Consider the following 23,321-nt stretch of genomic DNA (forward strand, 5'->3'; position numbering starts at 1 on the left):
GGATGCTGCATCTGCGGGTGATCTGCCCGCCCGAGCGAACCGGCGTCGTGCAGGCCGAGCTCGTCGCCGAGCCGGGTGCCACGCATATCACGGTTCAGCCCGGGATCGCGCTGGCGCCCGCGGGTGACGTCGTCGAGGCCGATGTGACCCGGGAGGCGGCCGACCAGGTGCTCGCGACGCTGCGCGACCTCGGGATCGACCGCAGTGGCGGCATCACCCTCGAGACGATCGACACCACGCTGTCGGAGGCCGCGGACGCCGCGGAGAAGGCCGTGCCCGGGGATCCGGCGGACGCCGTGGTCTGGGAGGAGCTGATCACTCGCACGGGCGAGGAGTCCAGGCTGACGGTGACCTTCCAGGTGTTCCTGACCATCGCGTGCGTACTCGCGGCCATCGGTGCCATCACGGACTCCCCGGTCACCGTCGTCGGGGCCATGGTGCTCGGTCCCGAGTTCGGCGCGCTCGCCGCCGTCGCGGTGGGCCTGGTGCTGCGCCGCCGCGACCTGATCCACCACGGGGCATTGGCGCTCGCGGCGGGCTTCCCGGTGGCGATGATCATAACAGCCCTGGCCACGATCGCGTTCGACGCGATCGGGCTGCTGCCCACCGGGTCGCTCGACCAGATGGACCAGGTCAAGTTCATCTACACCGTCGGCCCGTTCTCCCTCATCGTCGCGCTGCTTGCCGGCTCCGCCGGGATGCTCGCCCTCACCTCGGCGCGGTCGGCCATCCTCGTCGGGGTGTTCATCTCGGTCACGACGGTGCCCTCGGCCGCGTACACCTCGGTGGCGCTGATCGAACAGCGGTTCGACGAGGCGTGGCAGGCCGCGCTCCAGTTGGTCGTCAACGTCCTCGGGATCGTCGTGGCCGCGGTTGCGGTGCTGCTGCTGTCCCCGCGCGCGCGAGCCTGGCGGGGGAGCGGCAAGCGGCGCGTTGCCGGGTAGGGTCATCGACGATGGTTCGTGACCTGGCCGACTTTCCCAGGCCCGTACTCGCCGCATTGGCCGCTGCGGAACGCCTGCTCACCCGCCGCTCCGGCTCCTCGGTGGTGCTGGCCGACCCCGAGGATCTCGGCGGGAGCGACCGGTCGGTGGTCGCCAGGGCCCGGGTGGCACGCAACCCGTTCTCGATGCCGCGCACAGTGGTCGTCAAGCACTACATCGCCGAGCCCGACCGCGACCGGCCCGACCCGTTCCACTACGAGGTGGCCAGCTGTCAGCTGTTCACGGCGCTGCCCGCGGACATCCGGCCCAGTCCCGAGATCATCGCCTACGACCCGCAGACCCGGTTGCTGGTGCTCGAGGACCTCGGGCGCAGCTCCACCCTCGCCGACAAGCTGTTCGGGTCGGACGCCGCGGGCGCGCAGCGCTGCCTGCTCAGCTGGGCGCGGGGGCTGGGGCGGATGCAGGCCGCGACCGCGGGCCGCGAGAACGACTTCGGGGCGCTGCTGCGCAGGCTCGGGGAACGGGCCTGGCGCGACCCCGTCGCCGACGACGCCCGCGCAGCGATCGCCGGACTGCCCGACCTGCTGACCTCGGCGCTGGGCGTGACCCCCTCGGCCGCGGCCATCGGGCAGGCCCACGCCACGGCGCGGCTGCTGGGCGGGACCCGCTACCGCGCGTTCAGCCCGTCGGACACCTGCCCGGACAACAACCTCGTGACCAGCCGCGGGGTGCGGTTCGTCGACTTCGAGGGGGGCTGCTTCCGCGACGTCGCCCTCGACGCCGCGTACTTCCGGGTGCCGTTTCCCGGCTGCGAGGCGAGCTTCGCCCTGCCCGACGGGATGGGCGAGGCGATGCTCGAGGCGTGGCGCGACGAGATCGTCGCCGTGTGGCCCGACCTCGACGACCCGGTGCGGCTGGAGCGCAGACTGCTCGAGGCGCAGCTGCTGTGGGTGTGGCTGTGCACCTGGTGGCTGTTGCCGCGGATCCGGATCCGCGACTGCTACGTCGGACCCGACGCCGGCCGTTCGCCGCGGATCAGCATCGCGCTCACCGACTACTGGAGCAGACTCGCCGAGGCCGCCGACGGCGTCGACGGGCTGACCGCGACCGCCGATCTCGCGGTGGCCGTCACCGCCGCGCTGCGCGAGCGGTTCGCCGCCGCCGCGCTGCCGCTGTTCCCCGCCTTCCGCGGGGCGGGCTGAACAACCCGGTCACTCCCGGCGCAGGAACCGGTCGATCCGGCCCAGCGCCTCCTCCAGCAGCGGCAGCGCCGTGGCGTAGGAGCAGCGGATATGGCCCTCCCCGGACGGACCGAACACGCTGCCCGGCACCACCGCGACCCCCTCCTGCCTGAGCAGCCGCTCGGCGAAGGTCTCCGAGTCCAGCCCGGAGGAGCGGATGCTCGGGAAGGCGTAGAACGCGCCGCCGGGCTCCGGACAGTCCAGCCCGATCTCGCGCAGGCCCTTCACGAACACCCGCCGGCGCCGGTCGTAGTCGGCGACCATCTCGGTGACGTCGTCCTCGGCGGAGGTCATCGCCTCGACGGCGGCGAGCTGGGAGACGTGCGGCGCGCACAGCATCGTGTACTGGTGCACCCGCACGCACAGTTCGGCGACGGGCCGGGGCGCGCAGATCCAGCCGACGCGCCAGCCGGTCATCGCGTGCGCCTTGGAGAATCCGCCCAGCACGACGGTGCGTTCGCGGGCTCCGGGCAGCGCGCCCAGACAGGTATGCGTTCCGGTGTAGGTGAGCCGGTCGTAGATCTCGTCGGAGATCAGGTACAGGTCGTGCTGTTCGGCCAGCCGAACCAACGCCTCCAGCGCCGGCCGCGGCTGCACGGCACCCGTCGGGTTGGCCGGCGAGCCGATGAGGATCGCCTTGGTGCGCGGGGTGATCGCGGCGGCCACGGTGGCGGCGTCGATGGCGAAGCCGTCCTCCCAGCGGGTCGGTACCCGGACCGCGGCGCCACCGGCGAAGGTGACGCACGGCTCGTACGCGACGTAGCAGGGCTCCGGGACGATCACCTCGTCGCCCGGGTTGAGCAGCACCCGCAGGGTGAGGTCGAGGCCCTCGGACACGCCGGTGGTGATCAGGCACTCGGAGTCCCACGCGTAGTGCGCGTCGTACCGGTTCGCGAGGTCCGCGCAGACGAGCTCGCGCAGCCGCGGCAACCCGGCGTTGGACGTGTAGGTGGTGTAGCCGTGTTCGAGGGCGTAGATCCCGGCCTCGCGGATACGCCATGGCGTGACGAAGTCGGGCTCGCCGACGCCCAGCGAGATGACGTCGTCCAGCTCCGCGGCGATGTCGAAGAAACGCCGGATGCCCGACGGCGGGCAGGCCGCGATCACCTCGTTGAGCGGTTTCACGGGGTCACCGGCAGCCGATGGTCGGGTTCGGGCTCGGCGAACACGTCGCCGTCGCGCTTGTGGGTCTTGAGCACGAAATGTGTCGCGGTGGACCGCACCCGGTCGATGGTGGAGAGCTTCTGGCTGACGAAGTCGCTCACCGCCCGGATATCCCTGCCGACCACGGTGCAGCGCAGGTCGTGGCTGCCCGAGACGAGATAGACACTGCGCACCTCGTCGAACCGGGAGATCCGCAACGCCACGTCGTCGAAACCGACCCCGCGGGCGGGCGCGACCGAGACATCGATGAACGCGGTCACCGACTCGGAATGCTGCCCCTCCACGGCGTCCCAGTTCACGACCGCCTTGTAGCGGCGGATGACGCCGGCCTGCTCGTATTCGGCGATCGTGGCCGTGACCTCGTCGACCGGAAGCCCCGTCATCGTCGCGATCGTCTCGTGAGGCAGCCGGGCGTCGCGCTCCAGCAACTCGAGGATTTCCCGCACCCTGCGACCTTACGTCGCCGCCGCGGCCAGCCGACGCACGGCGTCGCGCAGCACCGGCCCCGGTTGCGGGCTCCGGCCGCTCCTCAGCCTGCCCCACTGTCCTGAGATATGAAAATGTGATCCCATTCATTGGGAAGCCGGGGTATTCGGTGGCACGTATGGGCCGCGCGGGCTGTGATCAACGTTTCGGGGACATCGGCGCCACCCGCGGCGCGGATGTCCCTCAACCGGCGATCATGCGGGATGGCGGGGGAGCGCAGCGGGCGTCAGCGATCGCCGCGGCGTCAGGGTTGGTATCGATCGGCCGGTGAGCATCATGGGGCGGTAGGGGTCCCGTTCGACTACGACTCCGCCCCCGGCCGCTACCGGCTGAGGATGGCCGTCGCGCGGGTGGTCGGGCTCGACCGGGCCGCCCCGCTGCTGCGGGCCCACCCCCGCCCGGCCGTGCGGGCCGGCGCTTCGCGCCTGCCGTTCCGGGCCGACATCCGGGGCAGACGGGCGAACTCGTCGTACCGGGGTGGCAGGCTGGGGGCGATGAGCATGGAGACGGACGGGCTGTTCGAGCTGGACGACCCGGTGGCCGAGGAGGACGTCCCGGTGCGGGCCACCGCGCCGCTGGCCGTCCGGATGCGCCCGCGGACGCTCGACGAGGTCGTCGGCCAGCGTCACCTGCTGCGGCCGGGGGCCCCGCTGCGCCGTCTCGTCGAGGGCGGGGCGGCGGCGTCGGTGCTGCTCTACGGCCCGCCCGGCACCGGGAAGACCACGATCGCGCGGCTGCTGGCCGGCGTGGGCAGCAGGCATTTCGTCGCGCTCTCGGCGCTGTCGTCCGGGGTCAAGGAGCTGCGCGCCGTGATCGACGACGCCCGGCGTCGGCGCGACCGGCTCGACCAGCAGACCGTCCTGTTCATCGACGAGGTGCACCGCTTCTCCAAGACCCAGCAGGACGCGCTGCTCGGCGCCGTGGAGGACCGGCTGGTGCTGCTCGTCGCGGCCACCACCGAGAACCCGTCGTTCTCGGTGGTGTCGCCGCTGCTGTCGCGGTCGCTGGTGCTGCCGCTGCACTCGCTCGACCCCGACGATGTGCGCGGGCTGTTGCGCCGCGCGGTCGCCGACCAGCGCGGCCTCGGTGGCGCGGTGGCGATGAGCGAGGAGGGCGAGAATGTCCTCGTCCGGCTCGCCGCGGGCGACGCGCGCCGCGCGCTCACCGCGCTGGAGGCCGCCGCCGACGGGGTGCTGGCCGACGGCGCAGGCGTGATCGACGTGCCCGCGGTGGAACGCGCCGTCACCGAGGTGGCGGTGCGCTACGACCGCGCGGGCGACCAGCACTACGACGTGATCAGCGCGTTCATCAAGTCCATCCGCGGCTCCGACCCCGATGCCGCGCTGCACTATCTGGCCCGCATGATCGTCGCGGGGGAGGATCCCCGGTTCATCGCGCGCAGGCTCATGGTGCACGCCAGCGAGGACATCGGTCTGGCCGACCCCGCCGCGCTGCAGGCGGCCGTGGCCGCGGCGCAGGTGGTGCAGCTCGTCGGGATGCCGGAGGCGCGGCTCGCGCTGGCCCAGGCCACGCTGCACCTGGCCACGGCGCCGAAGTCCAACGCCGTGATCGCGGCCATCGACGCGGCGATGGCCGATGTCCGCGGCGGCGCGGTCGGCGCCGTCCCGGCGCATCTGCGCGACGGGCACTACGCCGGGGCGCAGCAGCTGGGCAACGCCGTCGGCTACCGGTACCCGCACGACAGCCCCGACGGCGTGCTCGCCCAGCAGTACCCGCCGGACGCGCTGGTGGGGCGCGACTACTACCGGCCGTCCACGCACGGAGCCGAGCGCGTGCTCGCCGAGCGGTTGCCGAAGCTGCGCCGGGCCGTCCGCGGGGAGCGGCCGGAGTGACCGGAGCCGCCCGCCCGGGCCCCGGGTTCGTGGGACACGCAGGAAGGACGGTCGCGTGCCAGACTGATCGCTGTGATCGTTGTGATCCCGGGCGCGCTGCGTGGTGAGATCATCGACGTCCTGCGCGGCGCCGGAGCGAGGTTCGCGTTCCTGCACGGCAGCCGGGCGAGTGGGGCCTGTCGCCCCGACTCCGACGTTGACGTCGCGGCCTGGTGGCCGGGCCGGGCTCCGCAGTCGTTCGATGTGTTGCTTCCTCCATGCGTCGACCTGATGGTGCTCAACCACGCTCCACTGGAGCTGGCCGGGCGGGTGGCGCTGGGCGGCGTACTCCTGTTCGACGACGATCCGCCCGCCCGGGTGCACTGGGTGGCGACCACCCGCAAGATCTATGCCGACGAGCTGCCGCGCATTCGCCGTAGCCATCGGGAGTTCATGGAGAGCATGCTGCGTGGTCGATGAGGCGAGGATTCTGCGGTTGCTCCGGTCGGTCAGCGATGACCTCGCGGTGCTGCGGGCCGAGGCCACCGCAGGCGAGGCCCGCCGCGCCGACCCGCTGTGGCTGCGCGGCATCAAGTACACCTTCGTGACGGCGATCGAAGCGTGTGTCGATGTTGCACAGCACGTCTGTGCGTCCGAGGGGTGGGGGCCACCCCGCGACAACGGCGATGCCGTGCGTCTCTTGGGGAAGCATGGAGCTCTCCCGCCGGGCCTCGCTGATCGGGTGGGTCGGGCGGTCGGATTCCGCAACGTTCTGGTCCACGAGTACGTCGGCGTCGATGATCAGGTGGTCCTCGACCGCCTCGACGACCCGGCGGACCTGGCCGACTTCGTTGTCGCTGTCCTGGGATGGCTCTCGGGCGGGCGCTGAGCGCGTCGAGTGCCGGTCAGCGTTCCGGCTGCTCGCGCAGCACGTCGGCGAGCACCGCGGCCGCGCTGATCGCGGGGTCCTTCGTCGCGGTCAGCAGCGTGACCGGCCCCTGCCGCGCACGGGCCCGCAGCTGTCCGACCGCGCGGGACGGCTCGGCCTGCCCGAGCTCGGCACGGTAGCGGCGGCCGAACTCGGCGAACCGGTCCGGGTCGTGGCCGTACCACTTCCGCAGGTCGGTCGAGGGTGCGACGTCCTTGCACCACTCGTCGAACTCGGCCGTGTCCTTCGCGATCCCGCGCGGCCAGAGACGGTCCACCAGCACGCGATATCCGTCGCCGTCCGCGGCCGGCTGATAGATCCGGCGCACCTGCACCTGCGGTGTGGTCACATCGTCCTCCTCCTGCACGGCAACGAGGTCACGGTGATCAACAGGGCGTTTCGATCACCACGAGTTCGTTCTCGACGGGGTCAGGCCGGGTCGCGCTGCACCGGGCAGCTCATGCACCGGGGCCCGCCGCGGCCGCGCCCGAGCTCACCGCCGGGGATCTCGAGCACCTCGATTCCATGCCGGCGCAGGTGGGTGTTCGTCGTGACATTGCGCTCGTAGGTGACCACGACGCCCGGCGCGACGGCGAGCACGTTGCAGCCGTCGTCCCACTGCTCGCGTTCGGCGGAGTGCACATCCTGTTCGGCGGTGAGCACCCGGATCGAGTCCAGCCCGAGCGCATCGGCGATCGCGGCGTGCATGCCCTCGGGCGGGTGGTCGGTCACCGCCATCTCCTTCTCGCTGTCGCCGGGGCGCACGGTGTAGGTCGGCAACATGCCCAGCCCGGCGAACTTCACGAAGGTCTCCGGATCGGCCATGGTCAGCACGGTGTCCAGATGCATCAGGGCCCGCGTATGGGGCACCCGGACCGCCACGATCCGGTCGACCTCGCCGCCGGCGAACAGCCGCCGGGCCAGCCGCTCGACACCCTGGGGTGTGGTGCGTTCGCTCAGCCCGACGAGCACCGCACCACCGCCGAGAACCAGGACGTCACCGCCCTCGGTGGTCGCCGGGCCGTCCCCCACGCCCTCGGACCACACGCTGAACGGCTGCGTCTCCCACAGCGGATGCCACCGGTAGATCGCCTCGTAGTGGATCGTCTCGCGCATCCGGGCGATCTTGCGCATGCTGCTGATCGCGACGCCGCCATGGATCCAGGACGAGGGGTCGCGGGGGTAGAGGTGGTTGGGCAGCGGTTCGAGGACGAAATCGTCCGGGCGCAGGACGTGGAAGGCGATCGAACGGGGCTCGGCGATCCGGTCGAGCACCTCCCGCTTGGTGATACCGCCGACGAGGTGATCGGCGAGCGTGTCGATGTCCATGGCGTCGAAGCAGTTGCGCAGCGCGTCGATGGCGAGCGGGCCGAAGATCCGGTCGTCGAAGATCCGGTCGAGGACGAACTTCCTCGCCTCGGTGATCTCCAGGGTGCGGCGTAACAGATCGCCGAACAGGTGCACCGCGACCCCGCGCTCGCCCAGCAGGTCGGCGAAGGTGTCGTGTTCGGCCTGGGCCCGCTGCACCCACAGCACGTCGTCGAACAGCAGCCGGTCCTTGTTGCCCGGGGTCAACCGCTTCAGCTCCAGCCCGGGCCGGTGCAGGATGACCTGGCGCAGCGTGCCGACCTCGGAGTCCACCCGGTACATGCCGTCCATCGTGGCCGATGATGGCCGCATGCGGCTGGATCGGCTCGACGAACGGCTCCTCGCGCTGCTGGTGGACGACGCCCGGCGCAGCTACGCCGAGCTGGGTACGCACGTCGGACTGACCGCGTCCGCGGTCAAACGCCGGGTGGACCGGCTCCGCGGTGGGGGCGCGATCACCGGGTTCACCGTGCTGCTGAACCCGCACGCGCTGGGCTGGACGGTCGAGGGGTACGTCGAGCTCTACTGCCGATCGAGCACCCCACCCGAGACGATCAAGGCGGCGATCGACGGGCTCGCCGAGGTCGTCGAGGCGAGCACGATCTCCGGTGAGGCCGACGCGATGCTGCGCATCCTCGCCGCCGATATGCGTCACTTCGAACGGGTCCTGGAACAGATCGGGGGGCAGCCGTTCGTGGCCCGCACCAAGTCGGTGCTCGTGCTCTCCCCGTTGCTGCGCCGCGCGGCCGGTACCGCACCGCCATGACGGCCGCGCGCAACGATCGGGTCCGGATGAGCCGCGATACGCAACGAATCGCCGTTGACCGGCAATGGATCGCGGTTGTCGATGTGGCAGAGCGTTCCTAGCGTGGGAGATGTCCCTGCCGGAGGTGCGCATGACCCTGACCGCGGAGAACTCCACGCGCTGGCACGAGCAACTGATGGCCGAACACTCGGCGCACAACTACCACCCGCTGCCCGTCGTGATCGCCGAGGGCCGCGGCGCGTGGGTGACCGACGTCGAGGGGCGCCGCTACCTCGACTGTCTTGCCGGGTACTCCGCGCTGAACTTCGGGCACGGCCACCCCGGGCTGGTCGCGGCGGCGCGCGGGCAGCTCGAGCGGCTGACGCTGACCAGCCGGGCCTTCGGCAGCGACCAGCTCGGTCCGTTCTGCGCCGAGCTCGCCACGCTCGTCGGCAAGGACATGGTGTTGCCGATGAACACCGGTGCCGAGGCGGTCGAGAGCGGGCTCAAGCTCGCCCGCAAATGGGGCTACGAGGTGCGGGACGTGCCGGCGGACCGGGCCCGGATCGTGGTCGCCGCGCGGGGGTTCCACGGCCGCACGATCACGATCGTCGGCTTCTCGACCGATCCCGAGGCGCGCGGCGGGTTCGGCCCCTTCACCCCCGGGTTCGACGTGGTGCCCTACGGGGACGCCGACGCGCTGCGGGCGGCGATCACCCCCGAGACGGTCGCGGTGCTGCTCGAGCCGGTGCAGGGGGAGGCCGGGGTGGTGGTGCCGCCCGCGGGCTACCTGCCGGCGGTCCGGGAGGCGTGCACCGCGGCGAACGTGCTGTTCATCGCCGACGAGGTGCAGTCCGGGTTGGGCCGCACCGGGCATGTTCTCGCGACCCGTGCCGCCGGTGCCGACGCCGACGTCTATCTGCTCGGGAAGGCCCTCGGCGGCGGGATCCTCCCGCTGTCCGCCGTGGTCGCCGACGCCGATGTGCTCGGCGTGCTGCGGCCGGGCCAGCACGGCAGCACCTTCGGCGGCAACCCGCTGGCCTGCGCCGTCGGACGTGCGGTGATCGAGCTGCTGCGCGAGGGCTCGATGCTGCAGCGGGCCCGGGCCCTCGGCGCCAGGATGCACGCGCGGCTGGGTGAACTGGTGGGGCAGGGGGTGCTGAGCGCGCGGGGTATCGGGCTGTGGGCCGGAATCGACATCGACCCCGCGCTGGGCACCGGCCGCGAGGTCTGTGAACGGCTGTGCGCCCGCGGGGTGCTGGTGAAGGACACCCACGACTCGACGATCCGGCTGTCCCCGCCGTTGGTGATCACTGCCGAGGAGCTCGACGGCGCCCTCGACGCGGTGACCGCGGTGGTGCGGGAGCTGGGCTGAGGGGAGCCTGCGGAGCGAACGAGCAGCGCGGAGCGACAGCATCGAGAAGGATCATCCGGTGCGGCGGAACGGCCGGCCCGCGGCTCCCCCGGCGACCAGCAGTTCGGGGCGCAGAGCGCCGAACAGCATCGTGAGCAGGAGCTCCGCGGCCTGCTCGTGGGGTTCGTGCGGCCGGTTGATGCTGCGGATCAGGAGCAGGTTGATGATGAATCCGCTGATCTCGGTGGCCGGCGGGTAGGCGTGCAGCGCTCCGGCGAGCTGGCCGTAGGTGACGAGGCCGTGTATCGCCGAGGTCAGCGGGACGAGGATCCGTGGGTCCTGCTCGTCGTCGGGACGGGGTGGGCCCCCGACCCGGATCGTGTAGTCCTGCGCCGCCGCGCAGAACGCCGCGGTGAGGGCCCGATACCGCCAGCAGACCCTCGTCAGGGCGCCGATGTGGTCGATCAGCGCGTCGACGACCGGACGACCCTGGTCCAGGTCGATTGCCGCCTGCGCGAGGACGGGCCCGACGAGCGGGGCGTAGACGTGCCCGATCAGGGCATGTTTGGTGGGGAAGTGGTTGTAGGCCGTCGCGGTGCTGACCCCGGCGGCCGCGGCGACGTCCTCCACCCGCGTCTGCAGCCAGCCTCTGGCGCTGAATGCCGCAGCTGCGGAATCGAGTAACGCCCGACGCGTACGGTCACGCTTTGTGCGCGCAGCCCGAGTGTGGGCGTCACCCATTCGAGTATCTCGGGCGTCCTTCATCTGCGGAGAGTAATGACTTCGGGCCCAATCTCTCTTGACTCCAACTTGGGTATCACCCAAACTGCTTATTGCTGCAAGTAGTGCAAGCAACTGAAGGACGCAGGGCACAGCGGCCTTCAGGCACGACGGGGATGTCGGTCACGCCGATCGCCGGGACCTGAACGCATCAGAGCGGCCGTCCGGTATCCCCGGCACTGGCCACAGCCTCCGGGTGTCGCCGGCAGACGGCGGCGGTCGAGCTGGGGACCACGATACCGGCCGGCTCGGCCGGGGCGTGGGGAGGGGAACCCGAAGATGACCGCGACCGCTGGCCACCGGTTCAACGGCACGTCCGGCACTCCAGCCACAGCAGCCCGGCCCCGGGAGACCAAGGGGGCCGGGGATCCCTCCGCCGGCACCTCAGCGGTGTCGGACCGCTCCGGCGCCCCGGTCGACGGCGCCGAGATCGCCGAGGCCAATGAGGCCAGTAGATCCACGGCGGCCCCCGGCGTCGCGACCCGGCTCGAATCGCTCATCGGGGATGCGGTCGTCGGCGATCCCGCTGCCCGCGCCGCGCTGCTCACCGAGATCCACCCCCTGGTGCTGCGCTACTGCCGCGCCAGGCTCGGCCGTCAGGAGACCCCGGTCGGCTCCGCCGACGACGTCGCTCAGGACGTATGCCTGGCCGTGGTCAGCGCGCTGCCCACGTACACGGTCAAGGGTCTGTCCTTCCGGGCCTTCGTCTACGGCATCGCCGCGCACAAGGTGACCGATGCGTATCGGGCGATCGGGCGCAACCGGTCCGAGCCCGTCGCCGAGGTCCCCGACGCCGTGGTCGGCGACCGCGGGCCGGAGAACCGGGTGTTGTCCAGGGAGCTCGGTGAGTGGGTCGGGGAGCTGCTGCACATCCTGACCCCGCGCCAACGGGAGGTGATCGTGCTGCGGTTGGCGGTGGGCCTCAACGCCGAGGAGACGGCGGAGGCCGTGCGCTCGACACCGGGAGCGGTTCGCGTGACCCAGCACCGCGCGCTCGGACGGCTGCGCGAGTACCTGCTCGACCGGCAGCTGGCGCGCCCGGCCACCGGCGAGGTCACCGAAGGTCTCGAACCGGTCGACTCCTGGGTCGGCTGAGCCCTCCGCTGGCCACTGGGGGTACCCTGTCCGGCGATCAACTCACCGTTGTCGATCGGGCACAGGGAGGGCACGTGTCGGCTGGTCAGATCGCCGCGCTGATCGCCGCAGGAGCCTTCGTGGTCCTCGTGGTGTTCCTGGTGGTTTCGTTGGTAAAGCTCGGCCGCACCCTCGACGAGGCGACCGTCGCGATCCGCAAGGCCCATGAGGGCAGCGCCCCGCTGCTGACCGACGCGCAGACCACGCTGCACCAGGTCAACACCCAGCTGGAACGGGTCGACGGCATCACCTCCAGCGCCCGCACGGTCTCGAGCAACGTCTCGGTGCTGACGTCGTTGTTCACCGCGACGCTGGGCGGCCCGCTGGTGCGGGCCGCCGCTTTCTCCTACGGTCTGAGCAAGGCCATCAAGGCGCGCAGGGCAGGCAAGGAAGCCGGTGCGCACGCGCTGCGCGCGGGTGTTCGCGGCACGCGGCGGAGGAAGAAGTGAAGCGGCTGTTCTGGCTCGGTATCGGGCTCGCGGCGGGAGCCTACGCCACCCGCCGCGCCTCGCAGGCCGCACAGAACCTCACCCCGGCCGGGCTCGGGGCCAATATCGCCGACGGGCTGCGCGAGCTCGGGGCGGGGTTGGGCGCCTTCGGCGCCGAGGTGCGCGCCGGGATGATGACCCGCGAACGGGAGCTCGCCGATCTCGTCGAGCGGCAGACCGGCACCCCCGTCCCGACGCTGGCCGACGCGCTGACCGAGGAACCCACCCCGCGAGCGCGCCGGGCGGGGCGGTAGACCGGTCCCCGGCCGGTGGCCGCCCTGCCGCCGCCGCATCCGACGTCCGTATCCCGCAGAGAGCCGTTCGCCCCGTGCAGACCCATGAGATCGCCCGCCGGTTCACCGAGTACTTCACCGCCGCCGGGCACACCCGCGTGCCCAGCGCGTCGCTGATCCTCGACGACCCCACCCTGCTGTTCGTCAACGCCGGCATGGTGCAGTTCAAGCCGTATTTCCTCGGCGAGGCGCCGCCGCCCTACCCGCGGGCCACCTCGATCCAGAAATGCGTGCGCACCGGCGACATCGACGAGGTCGGGAGGACCACCCGGCACAACACGTTCTTCCAGATGGCCGGCAACTTCTCCTTCGGCGACTACTTCAAGGCCGGTGCGATCGAGCACGCCTGGAAGCTGGTCACGGGACCGCAGTCCGAGGGGGGCTACGGGTTCGACCCGGACCGGATCTGGGTCACCGTCTACCTCGACGACAACGAGGCCGCCGAGCTGTGGCGCTCCATCGCGGGCATCCCCGCCGAGCGGATCCAGCGCCGCAGCGGCAAGGACAACTATTGGGACATGGGCGTTCCCGGGCCCGGCGGGCCCTGCTCGGAGATCTACTTCGACCGGGGGCCCGAGCACGGTGCCGAGGGCGGCCCGGTCGTCGACGAGGACCGGTACCTGGAGATCTGGAACCTCGTGTTCATGCAGGACGTGCGCGACGAGCTGTCCCCCAAGGACGGGTACCCGCCGATCGGGGAACTGCCGAGCAAGAACATCGACACCGGGATGGGCGTCGAACGGGTCGCGTATCTGCTCCAGGGCGTCGAGAACGTCTACGAGACCGACCTCGTGCGCCCCGTGATCGCCCGCGCCGAGGAGTTCTCCGGCCGTCGCTACGGCGCCGACCACGACGATGATGTGCGGTTCCGGGTCATCGCCGACCATGCCCGGTCCGGCGTCATGATCATCGGTGATGGGGTGACGCCGTCCAACGAGGGCCGCGGCTACGTCCTGCGCCGGCTGCTGCGCCGGATCGTGCGTTCCTCGCGGCTGCTCGGCGTCCGGGAGCCGGTCCTGAACTCCTACGCCGAGGTCGTCCGGGACGCGATGGTCCCGTCCTACCCGGAGCTCGTCACCGACTTCGAGCGGATCTCCGCGGTCGTCCGTGCGGAGGAGGAGGCCTTCCTCACCACGCTCACCGCGGGCTCGCGGATCTTCGATCTGGCGGTCACCGCGACGAAGGCGGGTGGCGGCACCCAGCTGGCCGGGGACAAGGCCTTCCAGCTGCACGACACCTACGGCTTCCCGATCGACCTCACCCTCGAGATGGCCGCCGAGGCCGGCCTGACCGTCGACGAGCAGGGCTTCCGCACGCTGATGGCCGAGCAGCGGGCCAGGGCCAAGGCCGACGCCGCCGCGCGCAAGACCGGGCACGGCGACGCGCAGGCCTACCGCGCCGTCCTGGACGCCGGTGGCGGCACCGAGTTCCTCGGCTACACCGACCTGGTCGCCGAGGCGCGCATCGTCGGGCTGATCGCCGACGGTGCGGGTGTGCCCGCGGCGGGCGCCGGCAGCGCGGTGGAGGTCGTGCTCGACCGCACCCCGTTCTACGCCGAGGGCGGCGGCCAGCAGGCCGACACCGGCGTCGTCCGCGGCGACGGGTTCGCCATCACCGTCACCGACGTGCAGTCGCCGGTCACCGGCCTGATCGTGCACCGCGGCACGGTGGACGAGGGCGAGGCCACCGTCGACGCGGTCGTCCACGCCGAGGTCGATACCTCCCGGCGCGCCGCGATCTCGCGCTCGCATTCGGCGACCCACCTGGTGCACACCGGGATGCGCAGGCACCTCGGGGACGCCGCCGCCCAGGCCGGTTCGCTCAACGCGCCCGGCAGGCTGCGGTTCGACTTCACCTCGCCCGGCGGGGCGGTTCCCGCCTCGGTGCTCTCCGAGGTCGAGGACGAGGTGAACGCCGTGCTCACCGACGACCACGAGGTGCGCGCGTTCGTCACGAGCCAGGAGGAGGCCCGCCGGATCGGCGCCCTCGCGCTGTTCGGCGAGAAGTACGGCGACGCGGTGCGGGTCGTGGAGATCGGGGACTACTCCCGCGAGCTCTGCGGCGGCACCCACGTGCATCGTTCCGGACAGCTCGGGCTGGTCAAGCTGCTGTCGGAGGCCTCGATCGGGTCCGGCGTCCGGCGCGTGGAGGCCCTCGTCGGGCTCGACGCGTTCCGCTTCCTGGCCCGCGAGCATGTGCTCGTCTCCCAGCTCGCCGAGCAGTTCAAGGCCCGGCCCGAGGAGCTGCCCGAGCGCATCGGGGGGATCGTCGAGCGGCTTCGGGCCGCCGAACGGGAACTGGAGAAGGTGCGCGCCGACGCGCTGCTGGCCTCGGCGGGTTCGCTGGCCGACGCGGCGGAGAACGTGAACGGGATCGCGCTGGTGGCCGTCGCCGCGCCGGAGGGCCTTGGCGGCACCGACCTGCGCGCGTTGGCCACCGATATCCGCGGACGGCTGGGGACTCGCCAGGGGGTGGTCGCGCTGTTCTCCGCCGATGGCGACAAGGTCTCGTTCGTCGTGGCCACCACGGCGGCCGCCCGGGACCGGGGGGTGGCGGCGGGGAAGCTCATCCCGGCGTTCGCCCCGGCCGTCGGCGGTCGCGGTGGCGGCAAACCCGATCTGGCTCAGGGCGGTGGCGGCGACCCCTCGGGGATCCCGGCGGCGATCGACGCGCTGCGCGGCGCCGTCGCGGCCGCCTGATCCGGGCCGCCACCATGTGGATGCGGGGAATGCGGTGAGCGGGCCCGGCCGCGGGCGCCGGCTCGGGATCGATGTCGGGACGGTGCGGATCGGCGTCGCGCTGAGCGACCCCGATGGGGTGCTGGCGACTCCGCTCACGACCGTGCCGCGCGACGCGGGGGGCGGGGCCGATCTGCGCGCGATCGCCGATCTGGTCGCGGAGCACGAGGTCGTGCAGGTCATCGTGGGGCTGCCACGGACCCTGGCCGGCCGCGAAGGACCCGCGGCCAAGGCGGCGCAGGCGTTCGCGGCCGGGCTGGCCGGCGTGCTCGACGTGTCGGTCGCACTGGCCGACGAGCGGCTCACCACCGTGGTCGCCACCCGGCAGCTGCGCGACCGCGGAATCAAGGCGCGCAAGCAGCGGGCAGTGGTCGACCAGGTCGCGGCGGTCGGCATCCTGCAGGGCTGGCTCGATGCGCAGCGTCGCTGATCCCGGGAAGTCGATCTTGTCGAGCCTCGGCCGAGCCGGGCAGGCGCCATGCCGATACGCTGCCGGGCTGTGAACCCCGCTCGTCACCCCGCTGTGGCCGATCCGTGAGCGAGCGGGTGACCACCGTCCCGACCCGCCTCGCCCAGCTCGCCGCCCGGCGAGCCGAGATGCGAGCCCGGGCCCGCCGCCGTCGCCGCCGGGCCGGCATCGTCGCACTGGCCCTGCTCGTGCTGTTCGGCATCGGGGCCGGCGGTGGCGCCATCCTGCTCGGGTGGTTCAACGAGGACTACGAGGGCACCGGTGAGGGCCACGTCGTGGTCCGGGTGCTCGACGGCGACTCCACCACGCGGATCGGGGAGATGCTCGCCGACCGTGGGGTCGTGGCCAACGCCAAGGCGTTCACCAGCGCCGCGGCGCGCAACGGCCGGATCCGTTCGGTACAGCCCGGCTACTACCAGATGCACCGGAAGATGTCGGGTGCGGCGGCGGTCAGCATGCTGCTGGACCCGGCGTCGCGGGTCGGGCACCTCGACATCCGGGGCGGCGTCCAGCTCGACGACACGCGCGCGCCGAACGGCGCCGTGACCCCCGGCGTGCTCAGCCTGATCGCCCAGGCCAGCTGCGCGGTCTTCGACGGCCAGCGACGCTGCGTCGGGGTCGAGGACCTGCGGCAGGTGATGGCCGAGACCGACCCCGCCGAACTGGGCGTCCCGGACTGGGCCGTCCAGGACGTCCGCCGCGCCGACCCGGCCCGTCGGCTGGAAGGCCTGTTCATGCCGGGCGTCTACGACATCGCGCCGGGCACGCCGGCGGTCGAGGTGCTCCGCGGCGTGCTCGCGGTCTCGGTGGCCCGGCTGGAGTCCACCGGCATCGCCGACGACGCCCGCGCGATGGGTTTCGATCCCTACCAGGTCCTGGTGGTCGCGTCGCTGGTGGAGAAGGAGGCGATCACGCCGGATATGCCCAAGGTGGCCAGGGTGGTCTACAACCGGCTCGATGCCGGCCAGCGGCTCGAACTCGACTCCACGGTGAATTATCCGCTCGACGTGCAGGCGCTGCGGACCACCGCGGCGGCGCGGGCGCAGGTGGGCCCGTACAACACCTACGCGGTCACCGGGCTGCCCCCGACGCCCATCGCCGCCGCGGGCAAGACCGCGGTGGCCGCGGCGCTCGCCCCGCAGCCGGGCCCGTGGACGTTCTTCGTGCGCTGCGAGCAGGCCGGTACGTCGTGTTTCAGCACCTCTTTGGGCGAGCACGAGGAGAACGTGCGCCAAGCCATCGCCAACGGGGCGTTCTGATCGCCCGGTCCATCCGCTCCGAGGTCGACCACGGCGTCGCCGAGCTGGTCGAGGATCCGGACCGGCCCATGTCCTGGACGTTGCTGGTCGACGGCACCGCCCAGTCACACGTCGATCTGACCGACCCGACGCACCTCGAGTTCGAGTACGTCCGCCGCCTCGGCCACGTCCTCGACGCCGCGGCCCCACCCGCCGCTCCGCTGCGGGTGCTCCACCTGGGAGGTGGCGCGTGGACCCTGCCGCGTTACGTCGCTGCGACGCGGCCGGGGTCGGGGCAGCGGGTCGTCGAGCTCGACGGCGCGCTGGCCGAGCTCATCGCCGCCCGGCTGCCCGCCGACGGGCTCGGCCTGGAGGTACGCGTCGGGGACGCCCGCGCCGAGCTCGCGCGGGTCCCGGACGCCTCGGTGGATGTGCTCGTCGTCGACGTGTTCGCGGGCGCGCGGATACCGGCCCACCTGACCTCGGTGGCGTTCGTCGGCGCGGCGGCACGCGTGCTCGCCCCCGGTGGCCTGTACGCCGCGAACCTGGCCGACGGTGCGCCGCTGGAGTTCGCGAAATCGCAGGTGGCGACCGCGCGGGCGGCGCTGCCGGAGCTGGCCGTGATCGCCGCCCCGGACGTGCTGCGCGGACGCCGGTTCGGCAACCTCGTGCTCGTCGCGGGCCGTGAGCCGCTACCGCTGGCCGCGCTCATCAGAGCGGCGGCCGGCGATCCGTTCCCGGCGAGGGTCGAACACAGCCGTGCGTTGGGTCGGTTCTGCGCCGGGGCGCCGGTGGTGACCGATGCGACGGCCCGCCCGTCGCCGGTGCCGCCGCCGGGGTTCTTCGGCAGGCCGGAGCCTCAGCCCGACAGCTCGGCCCAGCCGTAGACGTGGTCGAACCGTTTGGGCCGCCGGGAGCCGGGTAGCCGGGACCACTGATCCGGAGCAACTCGACGGAGAAGCCATGGCTGCAGGCACCGAGGTCGTCCAGACTCGCATCCCCGCCCGGATGGACCGACTGCCGTGGGTCCGATGGCACTGGTTGATCGTCATGTCGCTCGGCACCGTGTGGGTGCTCGACGGTCTCGAGGTGACGATCAAGGGTGCGGTCGGTGCGCAGCTGACCCAGAGCCTGGGCTTCTCGACCGTCCAGGTGGCGGGCTCCGCCTCGATCTACATCTTCGGGGCGATTTCCGGAGCACTGTTCTGGGGGTACCTCACCGACAAGTTCGGCCGCAAGAAGCTGTTCCTGATCACCCTGGGCGTCTACATGGTCGGGGTCTTCGCGACCAGCCTCACCGGGGCGGCCGGCCTGGGTTACGAGTACCTCTGGTTCGCCGTGGCCCGGTTCATCACGGGTTTCGGCATCGGCGGTGAGTACGCCGCCATCAACTCCGCGATCGACGAGCTGATGCCGGCCCGGGTGCGCGGGCGGATCTCGCTGGCGATCAACGGCAGCTACTGGCTCGGGGCGCTGCTCGCCGCGTCGCTCGGCTATCTGTACCTCACCTCCCTGCCGTCCGACCTGGGCTGGCGGATCGCCTTCGGGACCGGCGCGCTGCTGGCGATCGGGATCCTGCTGCTGCGGCTGTTCGTCCCGGAGAGCCCCCGGTGGTTGCTCACCCACGGCCGCGCCGAGGAGGCCGAGCGGGTGACCCGAGGGATCGAGTCGCAGGTTGAGGAGGAGGTCGACGAGCCGCTGCCGGAGGCCACCGAGGAGATGTCGCTGCGGCAGCGGGAGGCGGTCGGCTTCGTCGAGATCGCCAAGACCGTCTTCGTCCTCTACCCGAAGCGTGCGGTGGTGGGCTTCTCGCTGATGGGCGCGCAGGCGTTCCTCTACAACGCCATCTTCTTCACCTACGGGCTGATGCTGACCACCTTCTACGGCATCGACCCGGCAACCGTGGGCCTGTACCTGATCCCGTTCGCGGCCGGCAACTTTCTCGGGCCGCTGCTGCTGGGCCCGCTGTTCGACAACTGGGGACGGCGGGTGATGATCCCCGGGACGTTCATCCTGTCCGGGCTGCTCACGGTCCTCGTCGGATGGTTGTTCTCGGCCGGGCTGCTCACCGTCGTCCTGCTCACCGCCGGCTGGGTGGTGATCTTCTTCTTCGCCTCGGCCGCGGCCAGCGCCGGCTACCTGACGGTGAGCGAGACGTTCCCGATGGAGATCCGGGCGATGGTCATCGCCTTCTTCTACGCGATCGCCACCGCCATCGGCGGGATCCTCGGCCCGATCTTCTTCGGCAACCTCATCGCGACCGAGACCCGGACGAACCTCTTCTACGGCTACCTCGTCGGTGCAACGGTGATGATCGCGGCCGGGATCGTGCACTACTTCCTCGGGCTCGCGACCGAGAAACGTTCGCTGGAGGGCATCGCCGCGCCGCTGTCCGTGCAGGAGGCGCGCGAGCAGGAGGAGGCGCAGCGGGGCCGAGGCCCTGCTGCCGGGCATCCGGCGCGCCCGGACGCGGCCGGGGCCGGCGCCGCGGGCAGGTCCTACCGGCCGTCCCACGGCTACAGCGGACTGCCGATGGCGATGGGCCCCGAGGGACCGGACCGGGAGATCGCCGGCGAGCTGGAAATCCTGGTGCGTGCCCTCGCCGAGGGCGGCCCGGCCACCCGCAGCGAGCTGAGCCGGCGGGTGAGATCGCGCTACTGGGGACCCGGCCGGTTCCGCCAGGCGCTCCGCGCGGGCCTCGCCGAACACCGGATCGTCCGGGCCGGTCGGGCCAGGTTCGGGGCGGCGACCTCGGAGCAGGAACGACTCGGCACGGGGGGACGGTGACCGCGATGTCTCGCCCCGTCGCCTGCCGGGTGCTCGGCTGCAGATGGGACTTCCGGGCCGCCGGCGACACCGTGATGTGGACGTGTGCCCGCGGGTGCGGCGGGGGAGGGCGCGCGTGCACCGCTGGCGCCGAGGAGGCCCAGCGGCTGGTCCGCCAGCTCGACCGCGGCCGTCCGGGTCCCCCGCTGGGTCTGCTCGCGCTGCTCGGCGGGATTGTGCACCGACCCCGCAGCGGATTCCGCGGGTAGCGGTCAGATGGCGGCGGCGTTGGCGTAGTACAGCTGGTCCTCCCGGTACCCGCCCTGACCCAGGCCGATCGCGGAGACCCCGTCGACGAACTCGACGACCTTGATCCATTTCACCATCTTGTAGCCGAGCTGGGTCTCGACCCGCACCCGCAGCGGCGCGCCGTGCTCGATCGGGAGCGGTCCGCCGTTCATCTCCAGCGCCAGCAGCGACTGGGTGCGTCGGGCCAGGAAGATCGGCAGCGCCTCGTAGTAGTACCCGTAGCGGCCCTCGCCCTCGGTGAGGCCCTTGTCGTCCATCGCGTAGAACACCACGTGGGTGACCTCCGGTCGTGGTTTCACCAGGTCGAGCAGCGCGCCGAGGGGCACCCCGGCCCATTCGGCGATGGAGTTCCAGCCCTGGATGCAGTTGTGGTTGGTGATCTGGGTCGCCCAGCCGAGCTCGCGCAGCCGGGGAAGCGACAGCGACACCGGATTCTCGACCAGCCCCCCGACCGGCAGCCGGTAGTCGCGGAAGCCGTCCGCGGCCATCTGCTCGTAGCCCGGGTCGACCGGCGGGTAGCCGTTGACCCGGTGGTAGCCGGACACGTCAGAGCGGCGGTAGCGCTGGTGGGAGGTGAAGATCCGGGACAGGCCGCCCTCGAAGGGGGCCACCACGTAGCCCAGCAGGTGCTGTGTGGTACGCGGCCGTAGCCGGGCGAACATCGTCAGCAGCACGTGGATGACCACGATCGCGAACAGCACGGCCGAGCCGATCGCCACCGCGAGGGTGTGGCTGGCCTGCTCGCTACCCAGGATGATCTTGGCGAGTCCCTTGGGGAGCCCGTGGAGGACGACCATCAGGGTGTGGACGAGGACGAAGCCGACGAACGCGCAGATCCCGAGGAAGTGGATGCTGCGGGCGCCCTGCTTGCCCCCGAAGATCTTCGCGTACCAGGGGAACCGGGCGATCACCGAGGGCGACATCGCCGCCCCGGTGGCGATCTGCAGCGGCGCCAGCAGGAAGACGACCGAGAAGTAGGCGAGCTTCTGCGTCGCGTTGAACGGCTGACCCGGTAGTGGCTCGGGCAGCTCGAAGTGCAGGTAGGTACCGATGGTCTCGATGGCGTCCGGGACGAGCGACCAGCTGGTGGGCACGAGGTAGATCCAGTACCCGGAGATGAACACGAGCGCGAGGTAGACGAGCCCGGTCGCGATCCAGAAGTGCAGCGTCATGAAGTGCCAGTGCCGGCTGAGGCCCAGGTTCTTGCCGCCGGGCATGGTGACCACCGGGTTCCAGGACTCCTCCTCGTCCAGCGAGGTCCACGGTCGCCGGGAGTCGGCGCCGTAGGCGCGCCGGGAGAACCGTGCCCACTCCCGGCCGGGCGGGCACCCGTCGTTCCAGTACAGCTTGGGGAACGAGGAGAGCACGCCGAGACCCGAGCGGCCCAGCATCAGCAGGAACAGGATGTTCAGCGCATGCGTGATGACCACGAACAAGGGGTAGTGCGGCGGGTCCGGCTGCACGGCGTCCTCCGGGGCGATGGCGCGAGGGGTCGATTCGACCCGTACCCGCTTCCCGCCCGGACAACCGTGCGGCTTCCGCGGGACGCCGACGTTTGCCCGCTGCCCTCCCGGGTAGGAGCCGACCATGAGCACCCCGAACGGACAGGCCGCCATCATCGCGTTCCTGACCCGCCAGCCCCGCGAGGAGGAGATCCACCTCTGTCCCGCGACCCGCGAGCACGTGCCGGGCGGCGACGAGATCGCCGACCACGAGGTGAGCGAGCATGACGAGGCCGAGCAGACGTTGCAGGAACTAGGCAGGAGGGTCGAGCAGACCGAGGACATCGCGCCGACCCGTCCGCACCCGTCGGCTCCGTCCGAGGGCGGCGCGCTGGCCGCGCTGGCCCCGGGTGCCGGCATGGTGGACCGGATCCGCGACGCGCTTTCCGGGTGCGGCCGTTGATGCCGGGGTGCGCGGCCGTGCCCGCATCGGGGCGGCCCGCCGGGCCCGACGAGGATCCGCAGGCGGCGGTGGCGCGCGCCCGTGCGCACGTCATGGGCGGCCATGGCCCGGGGGCCTCGACGAGCGAGACCGGGCGGTACCAGCGGGAGCGCCCGACGCTCGGACCGCTGCCGGCCCCGCTCGAACGTGAACGGGTGCATCTGCAGGGGGTCCGGTTCCGCAGCCGGACGCAGCCCGGGATCGACCCCGACGTGATCGAGAACCAGGTCGACCGGTGGCGCGAGATCTGGACGTCAGGCAGGCACGTCGACCCCCGACCGGCCGCCGTCGAGCGCCCATCGGACAGTGGGCTGCCGGGACGTTCGGCGCCGGGCGGCGGATATCCTCGCCACCGGCCGCCCACGGCTCCCGACGGGCCACTGCGGGACCTTCTTGCCGGGGCACTCGCCGGCGCCGTCCTGGGGATCCTCTACGGGCGTCGCCGGTGAGCAGTCCGCGTACGGTGCGCCACAGCCATCAGGGCCCTGCCGGCTGACGCTGCCCGCACGGACGCGACTAGTAGACCGTCGCTGCTATCTCTTGGGGTATAGGTGGCGGAGTTTGATGCGGGCGTCGGCGGTGGTGAACTGCCAGTCGACCTGGCGCTGATCGGCGTTGGTGGTGTGTTGCCAGGCGGCGAGTTCGATGTTGAGGGTGTCGAGGTCGGTGATGCGCCGGTGCAGGCACTGGCCGGTCAGCGCCGAGAGTTCGATCTCGGCGATGTTGAGCCAGGAGCCGTGTCGGGGGGTGTGATGGATCTCCAGTCGTTGTGCCAGGTCGAAGGCGGTGGCGGGGTCGAAGGTCTCGTAGAGCGAGCCGATGGTGTGGGTGTTGAGGTTGTCCATGACCAGCACGACGGTCTCGGCGTCGGGGTAGTCGTGGATGAGCAGGTGGTGCACCTGGCGGGCCCAGTCGGTCTTGGTTCGCTGCGGTCGGGCGTCGACGCGGCGCCGGCCGCGCAGGGGTTCGACCCAGACGAAGATCGAGCAGGTGCCGTGGCGGACGTACTCGGAATCTTCTCGACGGTCGTGCCCGGGGGCGGCGGGGATCGGGTCGCGGGCGGCGGCCAGGAGTCGGTAGGGCTTCTCGTCCATGCACAC

The 23,321-nt window shown here is 71.8% G+C and carries 25 protein-coding genes; 18 read left to right on the plus strand and 7 right to left on the minus strand.

From position 1 onward, the window contains the following. Positions 1-2: 2 nt before the first annotated feature. Both G567_RS0120820 and G567_RS30255 read left to right on the plus strand, forming a co-directional pair. Entirely contained in the window at positions 3-944 is a 942-nt protein-coding gene (locus G567_RS0120820) for a DUF389 domain-containing protein (protein ID WP_028931506.1), read from the plus strand. Positions 945-955: 11 nt separating this feature from the next. Beyond that, positions 956-2,146: a hypothetical protein gene (locus G567_RS30255; RefSeq protein ID WP_037057784.1), complete on the plus strand. Its 1,191-nt coding sequence runs from the start codon at positions 956-958 to the stop codon at positions 2,144-2,146. A gap of 9 nt (positions 2,147-2,155) precedes the next feature. On the opposite strand, the gene G567_RS0120830 is transcribed toward G567_RS30255, so the two are convergent. After that, positions 2,156-3,310, minus strand: a complete 1,155-nt coding sequence (locus G567_RS0120830; RefSeq protein ID WP_028931507.1) for an aminotransferase class I/II-fold pyridoxal phosphate-dependent enzyme — start codon at positions 3,308-3,310, stop codon at positions 2,156-2,158. Next, positions 3,307-3,795 (minus strand): Lrp/AsnC family transcriptional regulator, encoded by a 489-nt coding sequence (locus tag G567_RS0120835; protein WP_028931508.1) that lies wholly within the window; start codon positions 3,793-3,795, stop codon positions 3,307-3,309. Before G567_RS0120835 ends, G567_RS0120830 begins: the two co-directional genes overlap by 4 nt. A 540-nt stretch (positions 3,796-4,335) precedes the next feature. Here G567_RS0120835 and G567_RS0120840 point away from each other — a divergent pair. The 3 genes from G567_RS0120840 (at position 4,336) to hepT (ending at position 6,556) form a co-directional block, all read left to right on the plus strand. After that, positions 4,336-5,688, plus strand: a complete 1,353-nt coding sequence (locus tag G567_RS0120840) for a replication-associated recombination protein A (RefSeq protein ID WP_028931509.1) — start codon at positions 4,336-4,338, stop codon at positions 5,686-5,688. Positions 5,689-5,760: 72 nt separating this feature from the next. Continuing rightward, positions 5,761-6,147, plus strand: coding sequence for a nucleotidyltransferase domain-containing protein (locus tag G567_RS0120845; protein WP_037057785.1), 387 nt, complete (start codon positions 5,761-5,763; stop codon positions 6,145-6,147). A 16-nt stretch (positions 6,148-6,163) separates the two neighbouring features. Beyond that, complete coding sequence (gene hepT / locus G567_RS0120850; RefSeq protein WP_211223990.1) at positions 6,164-6,556, plus strand: type VII toxin-antitoxin system HepT family RNase toxin; 393 nt, start codon at positions 6,164-6,166, stop codon at positions 6,554-6,556. Positions 6,557-6,572: 16 nt separating this feature from the next. Here hepT and G567_RS0120855 read toward each other — a convergent pair whose 3' ends face one another. Then, positions 6,573-6,944: a DUF488 domain-containing protein gene (locus G567_RS0120855; RefSeq protein ID WP_028931512.1), complete on the minus strand. Its 372-nt coding sequence runs from the start codon at positions 6,942-6,944 to the stop codon at positions 6,573-6,575. An 80-nt stretch (positions 6,945-7,024) separates the two neighbouring features. Beyond that, positions 7,025-8,254 (minus strand): arginine deiminase, encoded by a 1,230-nt coding sequence (locus G567_RS0120860; RefSeq protein ID WP_307724150.1) that lies wholly within the window; start codon positions 8,252-8,254, stop codon positions 7,025-7,027. A 19-nt stretch (positions 8,255-8,273) separates the two neighbouring features. On the opposite strand from G567_RS0120860, the gene G567_RS0120865 reads away from it, so the two are divergent. Beyond that, the gene (locus G567_RS0120865) at positions 8,274-8,729 is read left to right on the plus strand and encodes an Lrp/AsnC family transcriptional regulator (protein ID WP_028931514.1); all 456 of its coding nucleotides are present in this window, start codon (positions 8,274-8,276) and stop codon (positions 8,727-8,729) included. Positions 8,730-8,859: 130 nt separating this feature from the next. Then, positions 8,860-10,083 carry an ornithine--oxo-acid transaminase gene (gene rocD, locus G567_RS0120870; protein ID WP_037057800.1) on the plus strand — a complete coding sequence of 408 codons (1,224 nt, stop codon included), beginning with the start codon at positions 8,860-8,862 and terminating at the stop codon, positions 10,081-10,083. A 51-nt stretch (positions 10,084-10,134) separates the two neighbouring features. On the opposite strand, the gene G567_RS32340 is transcribed toward rocD, so the two are convergent. After that, positions 10,135-10,827 carry a TetR family transcriptional regulator gene (locus G567_RS32340; RefSeq protein WP_084796307.1) on the minus strand — a complete coding sequence of 231 codons (693 nt, stop codon included), beginning with the start codon at positions 10,825-10,827 and terminating at the stop codon, positions 10,135-10,137. A gap of 444 nt (positions 10,828-11,271) precedes the next feature. Between G567_RS32340 and shbA the strand changes: the two genes are divergently transcribed. The 9 genes from shbA to G567_RS30280 all read left to right on the plus strand — a co-directional run bounded on the left by shbA (position 11,272) and on the right by G567_RS30280 (position 20,237). Continuing rightward, positions 11,272-11,937 (plus strand): RNA polymerase sigma factor ShbA, encoded by a 666-nt coding sequence (gene shbA, locus G567_RS30265; protein WP_051233364.1) that lies wholly within the window; start codon positions 11,272-11,274, stop codon positions 11,935-11,937. Positions 11,938-12,011: 74 nt separating this feature from the next. Then, on the plus strand, positions 12,012-12,425 hold the full coding sequence (locus tag G567_RS0120885) for a DUF948 domain-containing protein (protein ID WP_028931516.1): 414 nt from the start codon (positions 12,012-12,014) through the stop codon (positions 12,423-12,425). Then, positions 12,422-12,718 (plus strand): hypothetical protein, encoded by a 297-nt coding sequence (locus tag G567_RS34925; protein ID WP_028931517.1) that lies wholly within the window; start codon positions 12,422-12,424, stop codon positions 12,716-12,718. Before G567_RS0120885 ends, G567_RS34925 begins: the two co-directional genes overlap by 4 nt. Positions 12,719-12,792: 74 nt before the next feature. Next, a complete protein-coding gene (alaS, locus tag G567_RS0120895; protein ID WP_028931518.1) occupies positions 12,793-15,456 on the plus strand; it encodes an alanine--tRNA ligase in 2,664 nt (887 codons plus the stop codon). A 34-nt stretch (positions 15,457-15,490) separates the two neighbouring features. After that, complete coding sequence (ruvX, locus tag G567_RS34930) at positions 15,491-15,925, plus strand: Holliday junction resolvase RuvX (RefSeq protein WP_084796309.1); 435 nt, start codon at positions 15,491-15,493, stop codon at positions 15,923-15,925. Between the two features lie 104 nt (positions 15,926-16,029). Continuing rightward, entirely contained in the window at positions 16,030-17,223 is a 1,194-nt protein-coding gene (gene mltG, locus G567_RS0120905; protein ID WP_245585730.1) for an endolytic transglycosylase MltG, read from the plus strand. A 44-nt stretch (positions 17,224-17,267) separates the two neighbouring features. Next, on the plus strand, positions 17,268-18,089 hold the full coding sequence (locus G567_RS30270; protein WP_281169691.1) for a spermidine synthase: 822 nt from the start codon (positions 17,268-17,270) through the stop codon (positions 18,087-18,089). A gap of 76 nt (positions 18,090-18,165) precedes the next feature. Further along, positions 18,166-19,989, plus strand: coding sequence for an MFS transporter (locus G567_RS30275; RefSeq protein ID WP_084796311.1), 1,824 nt, complete (start codon positions 18,166-18,168; stop codon positions 19,987-19,989). A 5-nt stretch (positions 19,990-19,994) separates the two neighbouring features. Next, a complete protein-coding gene (locus G567_RS30280; protein WP_147201127.1) occupies positions 19,995-20,237 on the plus strand; it encodes a hypothetical protein in 243 nt (80 codons plus the stop codon). 3 nt (positions 20,238-20,240) lie between these two features. Here the strand turns inward: G567_RS30280 and G567_RS0120925 are convergent, their stop codons facing one another. Then, positions 20,241-21,896 carry a molybdopterin-dependent oxidoreductase gene (locus tag G567_RS0120925; protein ID WP_342662935.1) on the minus strand — a complete coding sequence of 552 codons (1,656 nt, stop codon included), beginning with the start codon at positions 21,894-21,896 and terminating at the stop codon, positions 20,241-20,243. Here G567_RS0120925 and G567_RS0120930 point away from each other — a divergent pair. Beyond that, positions 21,865-22,182: a hypothetical protein gene (locus G567_RS0120930; protein WP_028931522.1), complete on the plus strand. Its 318-nt coding sequence runs from the start codon at positions 21,865-21,867 to the stop codon at positions 22,180-22,182. The genes G567_RS0120925 and G567_RS0120930 overlap by 32 nt on opposite strands. Before the next feature lie 17 nt (positions 22,183-22,199). Beyond that, positions 22,200-22,670, plus strand: a complete 471-nt coding sequence (locus tag G567_RS32345; RefSeq protein ID WP_147201126.1) for a hypothetical protein — start codon at positions 22,200-22,202, stop codon at positions 22,668-22,670. Between the two features lie 84 nt (positions 22,671-22,754). Here G567_RS32345 and G567_RS0120940 read toward each other — a convergent pair. After that, a partial coding sequence (locus G567_RS0120940) for an IS630 family transposase (protein ID WP_028929272.1) occupies positions 22,755-23,321 on the minus strand: 567 nt, incomplete at its 5' end.

Origin of the sequence: Pseudonocardia asaccharolytica DSM 44247 = NBRC 16224, from assembly GCF_000423625.1 — a bacterium.
Classification (GTDB): domain Bacteria; phylum Actinomycetota; class Actinomycetes; order Mycobacteriales; family Pseudonocardiaceae; genus Pseudonocardia; species Pseudonocardia asaccharolytica.

What these genes read in the sequence shown, in the direction of transcription:
- G567_RS0120820 (WP_028931506.1), top strand. Translation starts at nt 3, where the DNA reads ATGCTGCATCTGCGGGTGATCTGCCCGCCCGAGCGAACCGGCGTCGTG.
- G567_RS30255 (WP_037057784.1), top strand. Translation starts at nt 956, where the DNA reads ATGGTTCGTGACCTGGCCGACTTTCCCAGGCCCGTACTCGCCGCATTG.
- G567_RS0120840 (WP_028931509.1), top strand. Translation starts at nt 4,336, where the DNA reads ATGGAGACGGACGGGCTGTTCGAGCTGGACGACCCGGTGGCCGAGGAG.
- G567_RS0120860 (WP_307724150.1), bottom strand. Translation starts at nt 8,254, where the DNA reads ATGGACGGCATGTACCGGGTGGACTCCGAGGTCGGCACGCTGCGCCAG.
- G567_RS0120865 (WP_028931514.1), top strand. Translation starts at nt 8,274, where the DNA reads ATGCGGCTGGATCGGCTCGACGAACGGCTCCTCGCGCTGCTGGTGGAC.
- rocD (WP_037057800.1), top strand. Translation starts at nt 8,860, where the DNA reads ATGACCCTGACCGCGGAGAACTCCACGCGCTGGCACGAGCAACTGATG.
- G567_RS32340 (WP_084796307.1), bottom strand. Translation starts at nt 10,827, where the DNA reads ATGAAGGACGCCCGAGATACTCGAATGGGTGACGCCCACACTCGGGCT.
- G567_RS30275 (WP_084796311.1), top strand. Translation starts at nt 18,166, where the DNA reads ATGGCTGCAGGCACCGAGGTCGTCCAGACTCGCATCCCCGCCCGGATG.
- G567_RS30280 (WP_147201127.1), top strand. Translation starts at nt 19,995, where the DNA reads ATGTCTCGCCCCGTCGCCTGCCGGGTGCTCGGCTGCAGATGGGACTTC.
- G567_RS0120930 (WP_028931522.1), top strand. Translation starts at nt 21,865, where the DNA reads ATGAGCACCCCGAACGGACAGGCCGCCATCATCGCGTTCCTGACCCGC.
- G567_RS0120925 (WP_342662935.1), bottom strand. Translation starts at nt 21,896, where the DNA reads ATGATGGCGGCCTGTCCGTTCGGGGTGCTCATGGTCGGCTCCTACCCG.